Source organism: Ensifer sp. NM-2, assembly GCF_003024455.1.
GTDB classification, from domain to species: Bacteria; Pseudomonadota; Alphaproteobacteria; order Rhizobiales; family Rhizobiaceae; genus Ensifer; species Ensifer canadensis.
Window position 1 is genome coordinate 278,263 of the sequence record NZ_PVZR01000004.1, and the last position, 16,181, is coordinate 294,443.

14 protein-coding genes are annotated in these 16,181 nt (G+C 61.8%); 11 read left to right on the forward strand and 3 right to left on the reverse strand.

From position 1 onward, the window contains the following. Nucleotides 1-40 precede the first annotated feature (40 nt). The 5 genes from C6558_RS10775 (at nt 41) to C6558_RS10795 (ending at nt 5,437) form a co-directional block, all read left to right on the forward strand. Entirely contained in the window at nt 41-1,198 is a 1,158-nt protein-coding gene (locus C6558_RS10775; RefSeq protein WP_025428651.1) for a Gfo/Idh/MocA family protein, read from the forward strand. A gap of 13 nt (nt 1,199-1,211) precedes the next feature. Further along, the gene (locus C6558_RS10780; protein WP_025428652.1) at nt 1,212-2,096 is read left to right on the forward strand and encodes a carbohydrate ABC transporter permease; all 885 of its coding nucleotides are present in this window, start codon (nt 1,212-1,214) and stop codon (nt 2,094-2,096) included. Beyond that, nucleotides 2,093-2,950 (forward strand): carbohydrate ABC transporter permease, encoded by an 858-nt coding sequence (locus C6558_RS10785; protein ID WP_025428653.1) that lies wholly within the window; start codon nt 2,093-2,095, stop codon nt 2,948-2,950. Before C6558_RS10780 ends, C6558_RS10785 begins: the two co-directional genes overlap by 4 nt. Before the next feature lie 35 nt (nt 2,951-2,985). Further along, a complete protein-coding gene (locus C6558_RS10790) occupies nt 2,986-4,215 on the forward strand; it encodes an ABC transporter substrate-binding protein (RefSeq protein ID WP_025428654.1) in 1,230 nt (409 codons plus the stop codon). Nucleotides 4,216-4,303: 88 nt separating this feature from the next. Further along, nucleotides 4,304-5,437 carry an ABC transporter ATP-binding protein gene (locus C6558_RS10795; RefSeq protein WP_107027225.1) on the forward strand — a complete coding sequence of 378 codons (1,134 nt, stop codon included), beginning with the start codon at nt 4,304-4,306 and terminating at the stop codon, nt 5,435-5,437. A 151-nt stretch (nt 5,438-5,588) separates the two neighbouring features. Here the strand turns inward: C6558_RS10795 and C6558_RS10800 are convergent, their stop codons facing one another. After that, a complete protein-coding gene (locus C6558_RS10800) occupies nt 5,589-7,064 on the reverse strand; it encodes a M81 family metallopeptidase (RefSeq protein ID WP_057220673.1) in 1,476 nt (491 codons plus the stop codon). Nucleotides 7,065-7,084: 20 nt separating this feature from the next. Continuing rightward, nucleotides 7,085-7,576: a hypothetical protein gene (locus tag C6558_RS10805; protein ID WP_107027226.1), complete on the reverse strand. Its 492-nt coding sequence runs from the start codon at nt 7,574-7,576 to the stop codon at nt 7,085-7,087. A 113-nt stretch (nt 7,577-7,689) separates the two neighbouring features. Here C6558_RS10805 and C6558_RS10810 point away from each other — a divergent pair, with 113 nt between their 5' ends. The 6 genes from C6558_RS10810 to C6558_RS10835 all read left to right on the forward strand — a co-directional run bounded on the left by C6558_RS10810 (nt 7,690) and on the right by C6558_RS10835 (nt 14,464). After that, nucleotides 7,690-8,079: a RidA family protein gene (locus C6558_RS10810; RefSeq protein WP_025428658.1), complete on the forward strand. Its 390-nt coding sequence runs from the start codon at nt 7,690-7,692 to the stop codon at nt 8,077-8,079. Between the two features lie 25 nt (nt 8,080-8,104). Further along, nucleotides 8,105-8,968 carry a MurR/RpiR family transcriptional regulator gene (locus C6558_RS10815; RefSeq protein WP_025428659.1) on the forward strand — a complete coding sequence of 288 codons (864 nt, stop codon included), beginning with the start codon at nt 8,105-8,107 and terminating at the stop codon, nt 8,966-8,968. A 21-nt stretch (nt 8,969-8,989) separates the two neighbouring features. Beyond that, nucleotides 8,990-9,766, forward strand: coding sequence for an SDR family oxidoreductase (locus C6558_RS10820; protein ID WP_107027227.1), 777 nt, complete (start codon nt 8,990-8,992; stop codon nt 9,764-9,766). 25 nt (nt 9,767-9,791) lie between these two features. Beyond that, nucleotides 9,792-11,711 carry a beta-N-acetylhexosaminidase gene (locus C6558_RS10825; protein ID WP_057218083.1) on the forward strand — a complete coding sequence of 640 codons (1,920 nt, stop codon included), beginning with the start codon at nt 9,792-9,794 and terminating at the stop codon, nt 11,709-11,711. Between the two features lie 11 nt (nt 11,712-11,722). After that, nucleotides 11,723-13,165 (forward strand): M81 family metallopeptidase, encoded by a 1,443-nt coding sequence (locus C6558_RS10830; protein ID WP_057218081.1) that lies wholly within the window; start codon nt 11,723-11,725, stop codon nt 13,163-13,165. A gap of 87 nt (nt 13,166-13,252) precedes the next feature. Then, nucleotides 13,253-14,464 carry an MFS transporter gene (locus C6558_RS10835; protein WP_107027228.1) on the forward strand — a complete coding sequence of 404 codons (1,212 nt, stop codon included), beginning with the start codon at nt 13,253-13,255 and terminating at the stop codon, nt 14,462-14,464. Nucleotides 14,465-14,507: 43 nt separating this feature from the next. On the opposite strand, the gene hutU is transcribed toward C6558_RS10835, so the two are convergent. Then, on the reverse strand, nt 14,508-16,181 hold the full coding sequence (hutU, locus tag C6558_RS10840) for a urocanate hydratase (RefSeq protein WP_025428664.1): 1,674 nt from the start codon (nt 16,179-16,181) through the stop codon (nt 14,508-14,510).

A 16,181-nucleotide genomic window follows, 5' to 3' on the forward strand; every position in this document is an offset into this window, starting at 1 on the left:
GAAAATAAATTACGCCATAAGGCAAGGGAACAGTGCGCGCATGAAAGTCGGGATAATCGGACTCGGATTCCGTCTGGGATATCTGGGCTACGTTTTCAAAGCCATGGATGAGAACTTCGAGATCGCGGGATACGTCGATCCGAATCCGGCCGGACTGCCGGGCCTGACCGAAAAAGGCATCTCCGCCGGCACGGCCTATGCGACGCCTGAAGAGCTGATCGCCAATGAAAAGCTCGACCTGCTGATGATCGGTTCGCCCAACCACATGCATCTCGATCATATCCGGATCGGGCTCGAGGCCGGCCTCAAAGTCTTCAGCGAAAAGCCGATCGTGACGACGGTCCAGGAAAGCCTGGAGCTTGCGCAGTTGATGGCGAAATTCGGTCACGAGCGGCTGATGGTCGGCCTCGTGCTGCGCTACGCGCCGATGTATCGCGACCTGCGTGCGGCCCTTGCCGAAGGAAAGCTCGGCCAGGTCGTCTCGATCGAGGCATCCGAACATATCGAACCCTATCACGGCGCCTTCTTCATGCGCGACTGGCGCCGCTACGAGCGCTATTCCGGCAGCTTCATGCTGGAAAAATGCTGCCACGACCTCGACCTTTACAACGGCGTCGTCGGTGCGCGTCCGGAACGTGTCGCCAGCTTCGGCGGCCGCAAGAGCTTCATTCCCGCAAACGACCCCGCACGCGAGGGCATCAACGATCTCGAGCTTTTCCATCGCAAGCCGAGCGGCTGGATGGGATCCGACAAGGTGTTCGACAGCGACGGCGACATCATCGACTATCAGGTCGCCATCGTCGAATATGCCAATGGCGTCGGCATGAACTTCCACACCAATCTCAATGTGCCGGACCAGTTCCGACGCTTCTGCATCATGGGATCGCGGGGCATGGCCGAGGGGGATTTTATCCGCGGCTATTTTGACGTGCACGAGATGCTGAGCGGCAAGAAGGTGGTCGAGAACAAGTACGCGGCCACCGAGCTGTCGCAGCACTACGGCGCCGATGAGCAGATGGCGACCGACATCATCGGCCATGTGCGTGACGGCCGGCCGCTGCCGGTCTCGACGATCGATGCGCTCGAAGCCGGTATCCTCGCCTTGTCGATGGACGAGGCCCGGCGCAAGCGGACCGTGATCGATCTCAGGCCGATCTGGGATCGGTTCGACGAAGCCTTGCACTCGCGCGCGGCTTGAGGGGAGAAGCGGGATGAGTGTTCAACGCAGCACGATCATCTTCGCCTGGATCCTGCTCCTACCAGCCGTGCTCTACGTCACGGTCATCGTCGCCTATCCCCTTGTCGACACCTTCATCCTGTCGTTCACCGACGCGTCGCTGAAGAAGACGACGAAATGGGTCGGCTGGGCCAACTATGACAAGATCTTCAACGAGACCTTCGCCGAGGTCATCTTCCGCACCTTCATTTGGACCTTCTTCTCGGTCTCGATCAAAATGATCATCGGTGTCTTCGGCGCGACCATGCTGAACGCAGCCGTGCCCGGCCGCGCGCTTTTCCGGCTGCTCACCATGCCGCCGTGGATCGTCCCGATGGCCATCGGCATCTTCATGTGGGGCTGGATGTACAACGGCCAGTTCGGCATGATTTCCGGCGTGCTGCAGAACTGGGGTCTCATCGACGGACCGATCGCTTTCCTCGCACGCGGCGAGACGGCCTTCTGGGCGACAATCGTTACCGACGTGTGGATCGGCGTGCCGCTGGTCACGCTCTACATGCTGGCTGCGATGCAGGCGATCCCGCAGGATCTGTATGAGGCGGCCTGGACGGATGGAGCAGGGCGCTTCTATCGATTCCGGCGCATCACGCTGCCGCTGCTGGTGCCGTCGCTGATCACGATGTCGATGTTGTCGCTGATCGCGACCTTTAACTCCTTCGATATCATCTGGATCCTCACGCAGGGTGGTCCGAACGGCGAAACTACCACGATGATCATCGATACCTACCGCACCGCCATAGGGTCGAAGAAATACGGCGAGGGTGCTGCACGCGCGGTGCTGATCTGCATCTTCCTGTCGATCTTCTGCTTTGCCTATTTCCGGGTCACCAGCCGCCTGTCCTCGGGAGAACAGAAATGAGCCAGCCTGCCTTGATCAACCGATATCGCTGGTACGAACTCGTCGCCATCTATGCCGGGATCTTTGTTTTCCTGGCCTTCATTCTGGCGCCATTCGTCGAGGGGTTCCTCGTTTCGCTGAAGCCGCTGGGTCTGCTCTTTTCCTCCCCCTACAAGTTCTGGCCGGAAAACGGATCATTCGCCGCCTATCGGACCATGTGGGACAGCGTGCCCGGTTTCGCTCGGTACATCTTCAATTCCTTCTTCATCTCCACCATCGTCACAGCCATCGTGCTGATACTGGTCATTCCGGCGGCCTATGCCTTTGCCCGCTTCAAATTCCGCGGCAGCGGCGCGCTGCTCGGCGCCTTTCTCGCAGTCAACATGTTCTCCGGCGCCGTGCTGCTCATTCCGCTTTTCCGGCTGATGCGCAGCTTCGGCGTGCTCAACACCTATCTCGCCATGATCATGCCGGGTGTCGCCTTCCTTATCCCGTCGGCGATCTGGCTGTTGCGCACTTACATGATGCGCATTCCGCGTGAGCTCGACGAGGCCGCTTTCGTCGATGGCGCGAGCCATTTCTATACGCTGCGCCGCGTGATCCTGCCGATCGCCATGCCGGGCATCACCGTGGTGGCGATCACCACCTTCATCGGCGCCTATGCCCAGCAGTTCATTTATGCCCTGACCTTCAACTCCAAGAGCGAATACATGCCGCTACCGGTCGGGCTCTTCGCCTATTTCGGTCGCCAAGAGGTGATCTGGAACGAGCTCATGGCGGCGAGTTTCGTCGGCATCGCGCCGGCGGTCGTCGTGATCTTCCTCCTACAACGGTATCTCGTCAGCGGGCTGACCGCAGGCGCGGTGAAACAATAAGACCAACCAACCACCAGAGAACGGGAGCTTGCAACGTGTCAATTCAATTCAAGACAGGGGTACTCGCGCTCGCCCTGCTCGGTTCGACCGCGCTTGGCGCAGTCACCGCCCAGGCGGCCGACCAGGAGATCAGCTGGATCTACTGCGGCGACACCATGGATGCGGTTCACGCCAAATACATCAAGCAGTGGGAAGAAAAGAATCCAGGCTGGAAAGTCACGCCGGAAGTTGTCGGCTGGGCCCAGTGCCAGGATAAGGCAACGACGCTTGCCGCTGCCGGCACGCCGGTCGCCATGGCCTATGTCGGCTCGCGCACGCTGAAGGAGTTCGCCCAGAATGATCTCATCGTTCCCGTGCCGATGACGGACGAGGAAAAGAAGAGCTATTACCCCAACATCGTCGACACGGTGACCTTCGACGACAACCAGTGGGGCGTTCCGATCGCGTTCTCGACCAAGGCGCTCTATTGGAACAAGGACCTGTTCAAGCAGGCCGGCCTTGATCCTGAGAAGCCGCCGAAGACCTGGGCCGAAGAGATCGAGTTCGCCAAGGCGATCAAGGAAAAGACGGGTATCGCCGGTTACGGCCTTCCGGCCAAGACCTTCGACAACACGATGCACCAGTTCATGCACTGGGTGTACACCAACAACGGCAAGGTGATCGATGGCGACAAGATCGTCATCGACAGCCCGGAGGTTCTCGCCGCGCTCCAGGCCTACAAGGACATCACTCCCTATTCCGTCGAAGGGGCGACCGCCTACGAACAGAACGAGGTTCGCGCGATCTTCCTCGACGGCAAGGTCGGCATGATCCAGGGCGGGTCTGGTGCCGCCGTGCGCCTGAAGGACACCAAGGTCAACTGGGGCGTTGCGCCGCTGCCGCTCGGCCCATCGGCCAAGGGCGAGGGGACGCTGCTGATTACCGACAGCCTGGCGATCTTCAAGGGCTCCGGTGTCGAAGAGAAGGCGACCGAATTCGCCAAATTCATCACCTCGCCCGGTCCGCAAGGTGAGTATGAGTTGCAAGGCGCGGCCGGCCTGACGCCGTTGCGTCCGTCGCCGATGGTTGACGAATTCGTCAAGAAGGACCCCTATTGGCAGCCGTTCATCGACGGCATCGCGTTCGGTGGTCCGGAGCCGCTCTTTACCGACTACAAGGGCTTCCAGAACGTCATCATCGCAATGGTCCAGTCGGTGGTGACCGGCAAGGCCGAACCGGCCGACGCCTTGAAGAAGGCGGCCGCCGACCTCGAAGAGTACAAGTAAAATCACCGGGCCGCGGATCTTTGGTCCGCGGCCCAGGCCAATCCGCTTACGAACGTGCCGCTTCTCGCCGGTGGCCGGAGACAGTTTCTTGGGACAGCTCAATCTCAATACGGTTCAGAAATTCTACGGGACATTCGAGGTGCTGAAAGGTATCCAGCTCGAAGTCAGGAACGGTGAGTTCGTCGTTTTCGTCGGACCCTCCGGCTGCGGCAAGTCGACATTGCTCAGGATGATAGCCGGTCTCGATGAGACCAGCTCGGGGGACATCGTGATCGATGGCAAACGCGTCAACGACCTGCCGCCGGTCAAGCGCGGGATCGCGATGGTGTTCCAATCCTATGCGCTCTACCCGCACATGTCTGTCTTCGAGAACATTGCCTTTCCGCTTCGCGTGGAAAACATGCCGGAAGAGAAACTGAAGGCCAAGGTGGAGCATGCAGCGCGCATTCTCCATCTGGACCAGCGGCTACAGCAAAAACCGGGAATGCTCTCCGGCGGCCAGCGCCAACGGGTGGCCATCGGCCGGGCGATCGTGCGCGAACCGAAGATCTTTCTGTTCGACGAGCCGCTCTCTAACCTCGATGCGGCGCTGCGCGCCGACATGCGCATTGAATTGGCGAAGCTGCATCGGCAATTGCGGGCCACGATGATCTACGTCACGCACGACCAGGTCGAAGCGATGACGATGGCGGACCGGATCGTCGTGCTCAATGCCGGTGAAATCGCCCAGACAGGCGCGCCGCTCGAGCTCTACCATAAGCCAGCCAACATTTTCGTCGCCGGTTTCATCGGCAACCCGAAGATGAACTTCCTGCCGGTCACCTGCAAAGGCGTCAGCGATGCCGGCGTAGAGGTCGATTACAAGGGGAAGACGGTTGTCGTCCCGGTCAGGCCGCACGATGGCCTGGTTGGGCGGACATTGACGCTGGGCGTCCGGCCCGAGCACATTTTGCTCGGCGCCGGAGACCTGTCGCTGACAGTCACGCCAACGGTGATCGAGCGCCTGGGCGCCCATACCGTTGCCTATGCCGCCATAAGCGGTGAAGGGGAGAACTATTGCGCGATGCTGCCGGGCACGGTGGCAATCCGCCCGGAGGAACAGGTGTTGACCGGCATACGTGCCGCCGACTGCCATCTGTTCGACGAGGCGGGCATCGCGCTCGAGCGGCGTGTCGAACTCACCGATATCGACATGGGCTTGCTCGACCCGGCGGGGGCCTGAGCGGAGCGTAGCTAGACTAAGACAAGAACGGCCGCTGTCCATGACCAGGACAGCGGCCGTTTTCGTTATTGGTGATGAGAATAGGCCAGATCAGAAGGCCGATCTGCTGACTATCCGCCTCGATCGCGGCCGCCGCATAAACTGCCTTGGTTCACGCCGCTCCCTTTTCGAGACCATGCGGATCGGCGACCTTCGGCCAGATATTCCTGGGTGCGCGCAGATAGGCGGTCTTGGCGGGGTTGTTCGGGTAGGGGGTGCCGGCCGAGCAATATAGGATCTGCGCGGCGATCTTGGAGAACGAGGCGTAGAAGTGGTTGGTCGATTTGATGACCAGAATGCTCTTTGACTGCGGGTCGAGGCCCATCACCGAGAAGAGGCTCGGATCGAAGCTTTGCGCCCGCGTCGAATTCAGGATGATATCGATGCCGCGATAGGAAATGAGGGCTGCATCGCCGAAGGGGGCAAAACTCTCGCCGAACCGCATCTCGGCGTCGCGGACCAGCTTGACCACCTTGACGATGCCATCGACAGGATTGCCGGTTCCCGGAGCCGACTTGGCGCCGAAGCGCAACGGGATTTCGGCGCCTTCGCCGGCGGCCATGCAGATCTGCACGGCCATCGGATCCCAGATCGTTCCGACGGCGGCATTGGTGACACCCTGTGCCAGCAGTTCCTCGAGCAGCACCGTCGCGTCGCCCGCGGTTCCGCCGCCCGGGTTGTCCCAGACATCGGCGATGACGACCGGGCCTTCGGTCGCAGCCTTCGCCTCGGCGACAGCTTGCTTCTCGTCGATCTGCGGCATGATGAAGGTTCCGCGTTTCGAAAAGAGTTCGAGCCCGAGTTCCCGTGCGAGCGCCTCGCCTTTCTCCGGTTTGCCGTTGGTCACGGCGAGCACCTTCGTGCCCATTTCCGGAACATCGCCCGCCATGAAGCCGTGCACCATCGAAAGCGACAGGACATCGGCGTCCTCCGCTTCGATACGCATCAGCTTGTCGACGAAGGAGCGCATTGGCTCGCGCGAAGTTGGGTAGACGTCGATCATGCGGCAGTCGAACACTGACATCACAGGCGTCACGCGACCTTCCAGCGTGTCGATGGCGATCCGCCAGAGATCCTCGGCACGATCGACGAAGTCGGTGTGCGGGAACTCCTTGAAGTAGACGAAGAAGTCTGACGCCGAAACGCGCTTCTGGGTCAAGTGGCTGTGCGGGTCCAACTCGGCGCAGACGAGAACATCAGGGCCAACGATCTCGCGAATGCGAGAAAGAAGATCGCCCTCGGTGTCCTCGTAGCCGGCAGCGACCATCGCGCCGTGCAGTCCCATGACGACGGCATTGACCGGAAGCGCGGCGCGCAACTGGTCGAGGATTTCATCGCGCAGGCTCTCATAGGTCTGGCGGTTGACGAGGCCGGCAGGATCCGCCCAGGTGGCGGTGCCTTCGATCAGCGTCCAGCCTTTTTCCGCCGCAATGCGGCGGCCGACCGTGATCGGCGCCGTACAGAGCGTCGGCGTCTCAGGATGCTCGCCCGGCGGCGCGTAGAGCGACGCCTCGAAGGCGCGGCGATCTATGCAGATGGGCGAGAAGGTATTGGTTTCCGTTGCGAGCGCTGCTGTGAAGATCCGCAATGCCGTTGCCTTTTTGCTTTTTAGGCCGGTCCCATCGGGTTCGGCAGGTAGCCGGTGAAACCGGAGATCTTCCAGCGTCCCTCGTGCAGGCGGCAATAATAGACCGTCTGCCATTTCATCACGTCGAAGCTGCCGTCCGATTTCTTCAACCCGCCGTCGAACTTCTTGCGCGCAAGCGCGAAGTCGCCGTTGACCTCGATGTCCTCAAGCGTCGTCGTCGTGAAGATCGCCGTGCGTGTGTCTTCCGCGAAGGAGAGGCCCGCGAAATCTTTCGCCTGGCGCAGCCACTCATCGCGATAGGCCGAAAGCGAGGGAAAGGTGAGGCGCCAATTGTCGGGATTGGTCTCGCGACGTCCATCGATGCCGATGAAGCCGTCTTGGACAAAGTCACCTGCCACCATCGACCAGTCGGCCGAAAGAAAAGCGTCGATATCGCGCGGCACAAGCATCTCCCAGATGCTATGGCGCGCGATGTCGGAAGAGGGGAACGGATTGAGGAAGGGATCCCGCATGTTTTCGCCCTGGATTGAAATTCTTTTCATGAATGGTGTTTTTCTCTGGTCAAATTCAGCTTTCTATGGTCACTTGTCAACGATCAAAGAAAATAATTTGCACGAAGGCACACATGACCATCAAACGGTATGGCACTGAACAAGTCGGTGCGGGCGGTAAGCCATTACCCTTTGCGCGCGCGGTGGAAGCGGACGGCTGGCTGCATGTTTCCGGTCAGGTCGCCATGGAAAAAGGCGAGATCATCGAGGGCGGTATCATCCCTCAGACGCACAAGGCGATCGCCAATCTTCTGGCCATTCTGGACGAGGCCGGATACGGTACCGAGCACGTGGTGCGTTGCGGCGTTTGGCTCGACGATCCGCGTGATTTCTGGACTTTCAACAAGATCTATCAGGAGTATTTCGGTGCGCATCCACCGGCGAGGGCCTGCGTCCAGTCGGCGATGATGGTTGATTGCAAGGTCGAGATCGACTGCATCGCCTACAAGCCGAAGGAAGGCTGATAGACCCCAAGGACTTCGGCAGCCGATGGATATTTTCGCGACACTTCAGGAAGAAAAGGGCCGGCTCTCGCAATCCGAGAACCGTATCGCCGATATTCTCCTGAACGATTTCGAGTTCGCGGTGAACGCATCGATCATCGAGCTGGCCGGCAAGGCCGATGTCTCTCCTCCCACGGTCACGCGCTTCTGTCGGCGGCTCGGTTGCGATAGCTTCTCCGATTTCAAGGTGCAATTGGCGCGCACGGCCTATATCGGCATGCGTTACCTGAAGCCGGAGCCGAAGAGCCGTGAGACCGGCGACGTCGCCCAGGACATCATCACCAAGGCGCAAAACGCGCTTTTCCTCCTGCATCGTTCGCTGGATCTCGCGGCAATCGAACAGGCGGTCGAGCGCATTGCGACGGCCGAAATGATCTATGCCTTCGGTTCGGGCGGCAATTCCTCGATGATAGCCAGCGAGTTGCAGAACCGGCTCTTTCGCTACGGCCTGCGTGTTACCGCCAGTTCCGACCACAGCATGCAACTGATGATGGCGGCCGCCGCTCGCCCAAGCGACGTTCTGATCGGCTCATCCTTCTCGGGCCGGAACGCCGAACTCGTGCGCGCCTTCACGCTGGCGCGCGAGCTCAAGGTGCCGACGATTGCGCTGACCCAGAGCAACAGCCCGGTCGCGGCCGCGGCGACGATCACGGTTCCTGTCGACCTGCCAGAAGGCAACAACATCTATCGTCCGACCTCCACCCGCATCGCCTATCTGGCGCTGCTCGATATCCTCTCAAGTCTCGTTGCCTACCGGGTTCAGCCGCAGGCGACGGTCACACTTCGGCGCATCAAGCAGCAGCTGGTGACGCACCGCGACGGTGATGACCGCCAGTTGCTGGGAGACTGACGTGCCGCGAAAGGTTTCCGCATGATGCAGTCCGTCGCCATCGTCACCGGTGCAGCCGGCGATATCGGCCGCGCAATCGCCAGACGTCTTGGGGAAGACCATGACGTCGTCCTGCTTGCCGACATCGACAGCCGTGCTGCCGAGAAGGCTGCGCGCGAGATCGGCGACGGCAAGCGCTTCGTTCCGGTCGCCTGTGACGTGACGGATGCGACAAGCGTCGGAAACTTGGCCGCGACGGCCGGCGAGCACGGTACGGTGCGCACGCTCGTCAACAATGCCGGCGCCGCACGCGCCGTCAGCCTGCACGATACGACGCCGGATATCTGGCGCATGGACAATGCGCTGAACCTCGAAGCGGCCTTTCTGTGCTTTCGCGCGGTGGAAGACATGCTGAAGGAAAGCCGCGGCTCGGTGATCAATATCGCCTCCGTCAACGGCATGAATGTCTTCGGTCATCCAGCCTACAGCGTCGCCAAGGCCGGCCTGCTGCACCTGACACGCCTCATCGCCGTCGAGTACGGCAAGTTCGGCATTCGCTCCAACGCCGTTGCGCCGGGCACTGTGCGAACGCAGGCATGGGAAGCGCGTGCCGCCGCCAATCCTGACGTCTTCGAGGAAGCGCGCCGCTGGTATCCACTGCAGCGCATCGTCAATCCTGACGATGTTGCCAACGCCGTACATTTCCTCGCAGGGCCGCTCGCCGCTGCGATCTCGGGCGTGTGCCTGCCTGTCGATTGCGGTCTGACCGCCGGCCAGGCTGAACTGGCGCGAACCTTCTCACAATCTAGCTACTACTGACCGAAAGACTTCTGGGAGGAAAATCATGGCGCCCGTTTCCTATCGTCTCGAAGCGTCCTGGCAGCCTGACGGCGGCGCATTTGGCCGGTTCACCTTCACGCTGTTCAATTTCTCAGCCACACCGCTCACGGGCTTCCGCCTGGTGTACACGTCGCTCACGCGCGTAATCGTGCCGGAGGCCTGCGACAACGCCACTTTCCTGCGCCGCAACGCCAATTTTCATGAATTCGCACCACCCGCCGGGCTGACGCTTGGCCCCGGCGAAAGCTGGACGTTCACGGTGAGCGGCCTGCATCGACAGGCGAAGCACTGCACTGATGGTGCCAAGTCAGCCTATCTGACGTTTTCGAGCGGCGAGCATGTGCCGGTCGCCGTCTCCGATCTGCTCCTGGAAAATGCCATGAGCGAGCCTCCGCCAGCACAACTGCCCGAAGGCAAGCTCGACCTGCCGTTTTCGATGCAGCCATGGCCGGCGCAAATCGACGCCTGGGCAGGCGACAGCTTTCCCGTCGTGCTTTACCCCGCGCCGATGACGGCGCCCGACGACGTGGCAGCGGTCGCGAGCGTGCTTGGGCTTTTTCATCGTCTGTTTTCGGCGGGGCATGCGCCATTCAGCCTGGTTGCCTCCAGTCAAGGGCGGGCAATTGTCTTCTCGAAGAATGCGACGCTTGCTGCCGAGGCCTACGAATTGGCCTTCTCGACCAAGGAGATCCGCCTTGCCTATGGTGGTGCTGCCGGCCGGCAATACGCGCTGACGACCTTGGCGCAGCTGCTGAACGGCGCGCGCACGCATCCGGAAAAATTCCGTTTTCCGGCGCAGGGCACGATCTCCGATGCGCCGCGTTACGGCTGGCGCGGTTGTCATCTCGACGTATCCAGGCAATTCTACCCGACATCGGACATTTCCCGCCTCATCGATATTCTCGCCTGGTTCAAGCTCAACATCTTCCACTGGCATCTGACGGATGACGAGGCCTGGCGGCTTGAAATCAAGGCGTTTCCAACGTTAACGACGATCGGCGTGCTGCGCGGGCCGGACGAACCGTTGTTGCCGCAACTCGGCAACGGTGCGGAACCCGCCGGCGGGTTCTACAGCCAAGAGGATGTGAAAGCCCTGGTGGCCCAGGCGACGGCGCTTCACGTCGAGATCGTTCCGGAGATCGACATTCCCGGCCATAGCACCGCCACGCTTGTCGCCCTGCCTGACCTGACCGATGGCCAAGAAGCGCCGGAAAGCTATCATTCCGTTCAGGGCTACCCGAACAATGCGCTCAATCCGGCGATCGCCTTTACCTATGACTTCCTCGAGAAAGTGCTCGACGAAATGGTCGAGTTGTTCCCGAGTCAGTACATCCATATCGGCGGCGACGAGGTTGCCAACGGTTCCTGGCTTGCCTCGCCGCTGGCGAAGAAGCTGATGGAGAAAGAGGGTCTTTCCGGCACCTTTGCGTTGCAATCCTTCTTCCTGAAGAAGGTCAAGCAGATGCTGACCGTCCGCGGCCGCAAGCTTGCCGGGTGGAACGAGGTCGCCCATGGCGGCGGCGTCGAGACCGAAGGCACGTTGCTGATGGCGTGGGAGCGGCCGGAGGTCGGCATCGAGCTTGCGCGGGAAGGCTATGACGTGGTGATGACGCCCGGTCAGGCCTATTATCTCGACATGGCGCAGGCCGACGCCTGGCAGGAACCGGGCGCCAGCTGGGCCGGGACGGCAACGTCGGCCCATACCTATGGCTACGAGGCCGAAGGCGAATTTCCGGATGAGCTGAAAGCGCGCATGAAGGGCGTTCAGGCCTGCATCTGGTCGGAGCATTTCCTGTCGCGCGGCTACTTCAATCGGCTCGTCTTCCCCAGGCTGTGCGCCATCGCCGAAGCCGCATGGACCCCGAAATCCGCCAAGGACTGGCAGCGCTTTGCTGCGATCGCTCCCTTGAGCCCGAAACTGTGACAGGAGCTTCCATGCGCATTGCCGTCGGCGGTATCCATACGGAGTGCAGCACCTATTCGCCGGTGCTGATGGCGGTCGAGGATTTTCGGGTGCTGCGCGGGGCGGATCTGCTCCAGGCGGAGTATTTCGATTTTCTCGACGCTGAAGGCATCGAGCATCTGCCGCTCCTGCACGCGCGCGCCGTGCCCGGTGGGCCGGTGTCCCGACCGACCTACGACGCCTTCAAGGCGGAGTTTCTCGACCGGCTGCAACAGGCCCTGCCGATCAACGGGCTCTATCTCGCCATGCATGGGGCGATCAAGGTCGACGGCATGGAGGATGCTGAGGGGGACTGGATCTCTGCCGCGAGATCTGTCGTCGGGCCGGACTGCCCGATCGCCACCAGCTACGATCTGCACGGCAATGTCAGCCAGCGTATCATCGACCAGATCGACATCTTCGCGGGCTATCGGACCGCGCCGCACATCGACACGCGTGAAACGATGATCCGCGCCTGGGCGATGCTCATTGAGGCGCTACGCAGCGGGACGCGCCCGGGTGTTGCGTGGGCAAAGATCCCCGTGTTGCTGCCGGGGGAATGCACCTCTACCGAGGACGAGCCGGCCAGGGGCCTCTACCGGCAACTGCCCGACATCGACGCGCGGCCGGGTGTGCTCGATGCCAACCTGATGGTCGGCTATGTCTGGGCCGACGAGCCGCGTGCAACGGCTTGTGCCGTGATTACCGCGACCGATCGGGCCGCGGCAGAGCAGGCAGCCGTCGACATTGCGGCGGCATACTGGGCGGAACGTCGCAATTTCCGTTTCGGTCCTGTGACGGGCCCGCTCGACGCCATGCTCGATGTCGCCGAAAAGGCGACGACAACCCCCATCATCCTTGCCGATTCCGGCGACAACCCGACCGGCGGCGGTGTCGGCGATAGGGCGGATGTGTTGAAGGCCCTGCTTGCGCGGGGGTGGCGCGGCGCACTCATCGCCGGTATCGCCGATCGTCCTGCCGTGGAAGCCTGCTTTGCTGCCGGCGTCGGCGAAAACCTGATGCTGAAGATCGGCGGCAGCCTCGATCCGGCAAGTCCCGTCGCGGAGATGCTGGTGGAAGTCGTACGGCTCGATGATCCTGGTCCTGCAAAGGAGCGCCAGGCGGTTGTCCGCGTTGGGGCGATCGACGTCGTGCTTTCGGCGCGACGTCGACCCTATCACGATATCGCCGACTTCACCCGCCTCGGCCTCGACCCGAGCAATGTCCGGTTGCTCGTGGTCAAGTCAGGCTATCTCTCGCCGGAACTCGCGCCGATTGCCAACCCCAACCTGATGGCGTTGACCGATGGTGTCGTCAACCAGGACATCCCCCATCTGGCAAGCCTGCACCGCTCTCGTCCCGCATTTCCCTTCGATCAGGAATTCGACTTTATGCCCAAGGCGAATCTCTCGGCGCGCTGGTCGGAATCGGTGTAAGCAGCTTCCCGCAATGCAACCGCCGGTGCGACCCGCCGGCGCCAAGCTCCCCTTTTGAAATCGCCTCCTTCGTGGACGTGCATCATCATGACTTCCTCGCTTTTCAGCGCCATGCGCAACCCGTCGATTCGGGTCAGCATGCTGGCGATCTTTCTCTTCGGCTTCGCCGGGGCGGCAACCTCACCCTATCAATCCGTGGTCGGCATCAACGAACTGGGCCTGAGTGACGGGCTCTATTCACTGCTGATTCTGGCCGCCGCGACGGTGAACGTCATCGTCAGCGTTTCCATCGGCATCCTTGCCGATCGGATCGGCAATTATCGCGTGCTGATGTCGACCGCGATCCTGTTCGGCGTGGTCGGCTACGGCATTGTCTATGTCCTGCCCTATCAATCGAGCTTTCTCGTCAGCGTGCTTCTGTTCCTGCCGATCTATGGCGCAGTCTACACGTTGCTCTTTGCCAATGTGCGCAGCGTCGCGCGGCGCATGAGTGGGCAGGACGCCGGCGCTCTGACGACCGGCGCGCGCGCGGCGATTTCGCTTGCCTGGGTATTGGTGCCCGGGCTGGTGGGCTTTGCGCTTGCCGGTGGCGACAGCATGCTGCCCGCCTATCTGCTCGCCAGCCTCGGATGCTCGGCCAACCTGCTTCTGGTCTTCTTCTCCTTGCCGAACGAGCGCGGCGTCGATCCGGGCCTGGGCAAGCGCCTTTCCTATTGGACATCCTTCGGCGAGATCCTTGCGCCGCGCATCTTCGCGCGCGTGGTCGCGGTGGCAATGATCACCTCGACATTGCATATCAACGCGGCCGTCCTGCCGCTGATCATGACCAATGCCGTCGGTGGTAGCGTCACGGATATCGGCATCATCGCCGGCGTTGTCGCTTTTCTAGAGGTGGTCTTCATCTTCGTCTGGGCGCGCATCCAGGTGAGCCTGCTGCCGGCGAAGGCACTGGCGCTCGGGACGGTCATCTATATCGGCTACATGGTCCTGCTCGGACTGTCGTCGGCGCCGTGGCACATCTATGCGCTGACGCTGATCAGCGCCTTCGGCGCTGCCGCGCTGATCACGATCCCCATCACCTACCTGCAGGAATTGATTGCCGACCGGCCGGGGCTCGGAAGCTCGCTGATCTCGGTCAACATCTTCATGAGCGGCGGCCTTTGCGCGGCGCTCTTTGCACTCGGCACCCGCATCAGCGACTATTCGGGAACAGCACTTCTTGGAGGTCTTGGCGGATTGGCGGGCCTTGGGCTACTGCTCTTGCTCGAAGGCGGCAATCGGAAAGCGACCACCCCGTAAGAACAAGGGGTAGGGGCGCCAGACCGGCGCCCCTAAATCTTCGTCAGTTGCCGAGGATGCCCGGCAGGCGCAGGCCCTTGTCCTTGGCGCAGTCGAGCGCGATGTCGTAGCCGGCATCGGCGTGGCGCATGACGCCGGTGGCCGGGTCGTTCCAGAGTACACGCTCAAGTCGCTTGGCGGCATCATCAGTGCCATCGGCGCAGATGACGACGCCCGAATGCTGCGAGAAGCCCATGCCGACGCCGCCGCCATGGTGCAGCGACACCCAGGTGGCGCCGGACGCAGTGTTCAAGAGGGCGTTGAGCAGCGGCCAGTCGGAGACGGCGTCCGAGCCGTCCTTCATCGCTTCCGTTTCGCGGTTCGGCGAGGCGACCGAGCCGGAGTCGAGGTGATCGCGGCCGATGACAACAGGAGCCTTGAGCTCGCCGTTTCTGACCATTTCGTTGAAGGCGAGGCCGAGCCGATGGCGATCACCGAGACCGACCCAGCAGATGCGTGCTGGCAGTCCCTGGAACGAGATGCGCTCGCGCGCCATGTCGAGCCAATTGTGCAGGTGGGTGTTGCCGGGGGTCAGTTCCTTGACCTTGACATCGGTCTTGTAGATGTCTTCCGGATCGCCGGAGAGTGCGGCCCAACGGAACGGGCCGATGCCGCGGCAAAAGAGCGGGCGAATATAGGCCGGCACGAAGCCGGGGAAGGCGAAGGCGTTTTCGAGGCCCTCTTCCTTGGCGACCTGGCGGATGTTGTTGCCGTAGTCGAAGGTCGGGATGCCCATGTCCTGGAAGGCGATCATGGCTTCCACATGTTCACGCATCGAGGCGCGCGCAGCCTTTTCGACAGCCTTCGGGTCGCTCTCGCGCTTGGCCTTCCACTCGGCCATGGTCCAGCCCTTGGGCAGGTAGCCGTTGACCGGATCATGCGCGGAGGTCTGGTCGGTGACCATATCCGGGCGGATGCCGCGGCGAACCATTTCCGGCAGGATTTCGGCGGTGTTGCCGAGCAGGCCGACGGACTTGGCTTCGCCGTTTTTCGTCCAGCGGGCGATCATCTCCATCGCCTCGTCGAGCGTTTCCGCCTTTTCATCGACGTAGCGGGTGCGAAGGCGGAAGTCGATCGAGTCCGGGTTGCACTCGACGGCGAGGCAGGATGCACCGGCCATGACGGCTGCCAGCGGCTGTGCGCCGCCCATGCCGCCCAGACCACCTGTCAGCACCCACTTGCCTTTGAGGCTGCCACCGTAATGCTGGCGGCCGGCCTCGACGAAGGTTTCGTAGGTGCCCTGAACGATGCCCTGCGTGCCGATGTAGATCCACGAGCCGGCCGTCATCTGGCCGTACATCGCCAGACCCTTTTTATCCAGCTCGTTGAAGTGGTCCCAGGTTGCCCAATGCGGCACCAGGTTGGAGTTGGCGATCAGGACGCGCGGCGCATCCTTGTGGGTGCGGAAGACGCCGACCGGCTTGCCGGACTGGACGAGCAGGGTCTCGTCTTCGTTGAGGTCCTTCAGGGTTTCGACGATCTTGTCGAAGTCGGCCCACGTGCGGGCGGCGCGGCCGATACCGCCATAGACGACCAGCTCGTGCGGGTTTTCTGCCACGTTCGGGTCGAGGTTGTTCATCAGCATGCGCAGCGGCGCTTCGGTCATCCAGCTCTTGGCGTTGAGCGTGGTGCCCTGTGGGGCGCGCACGTCGCGAATATTGTGGCGCGGATTGTTCAT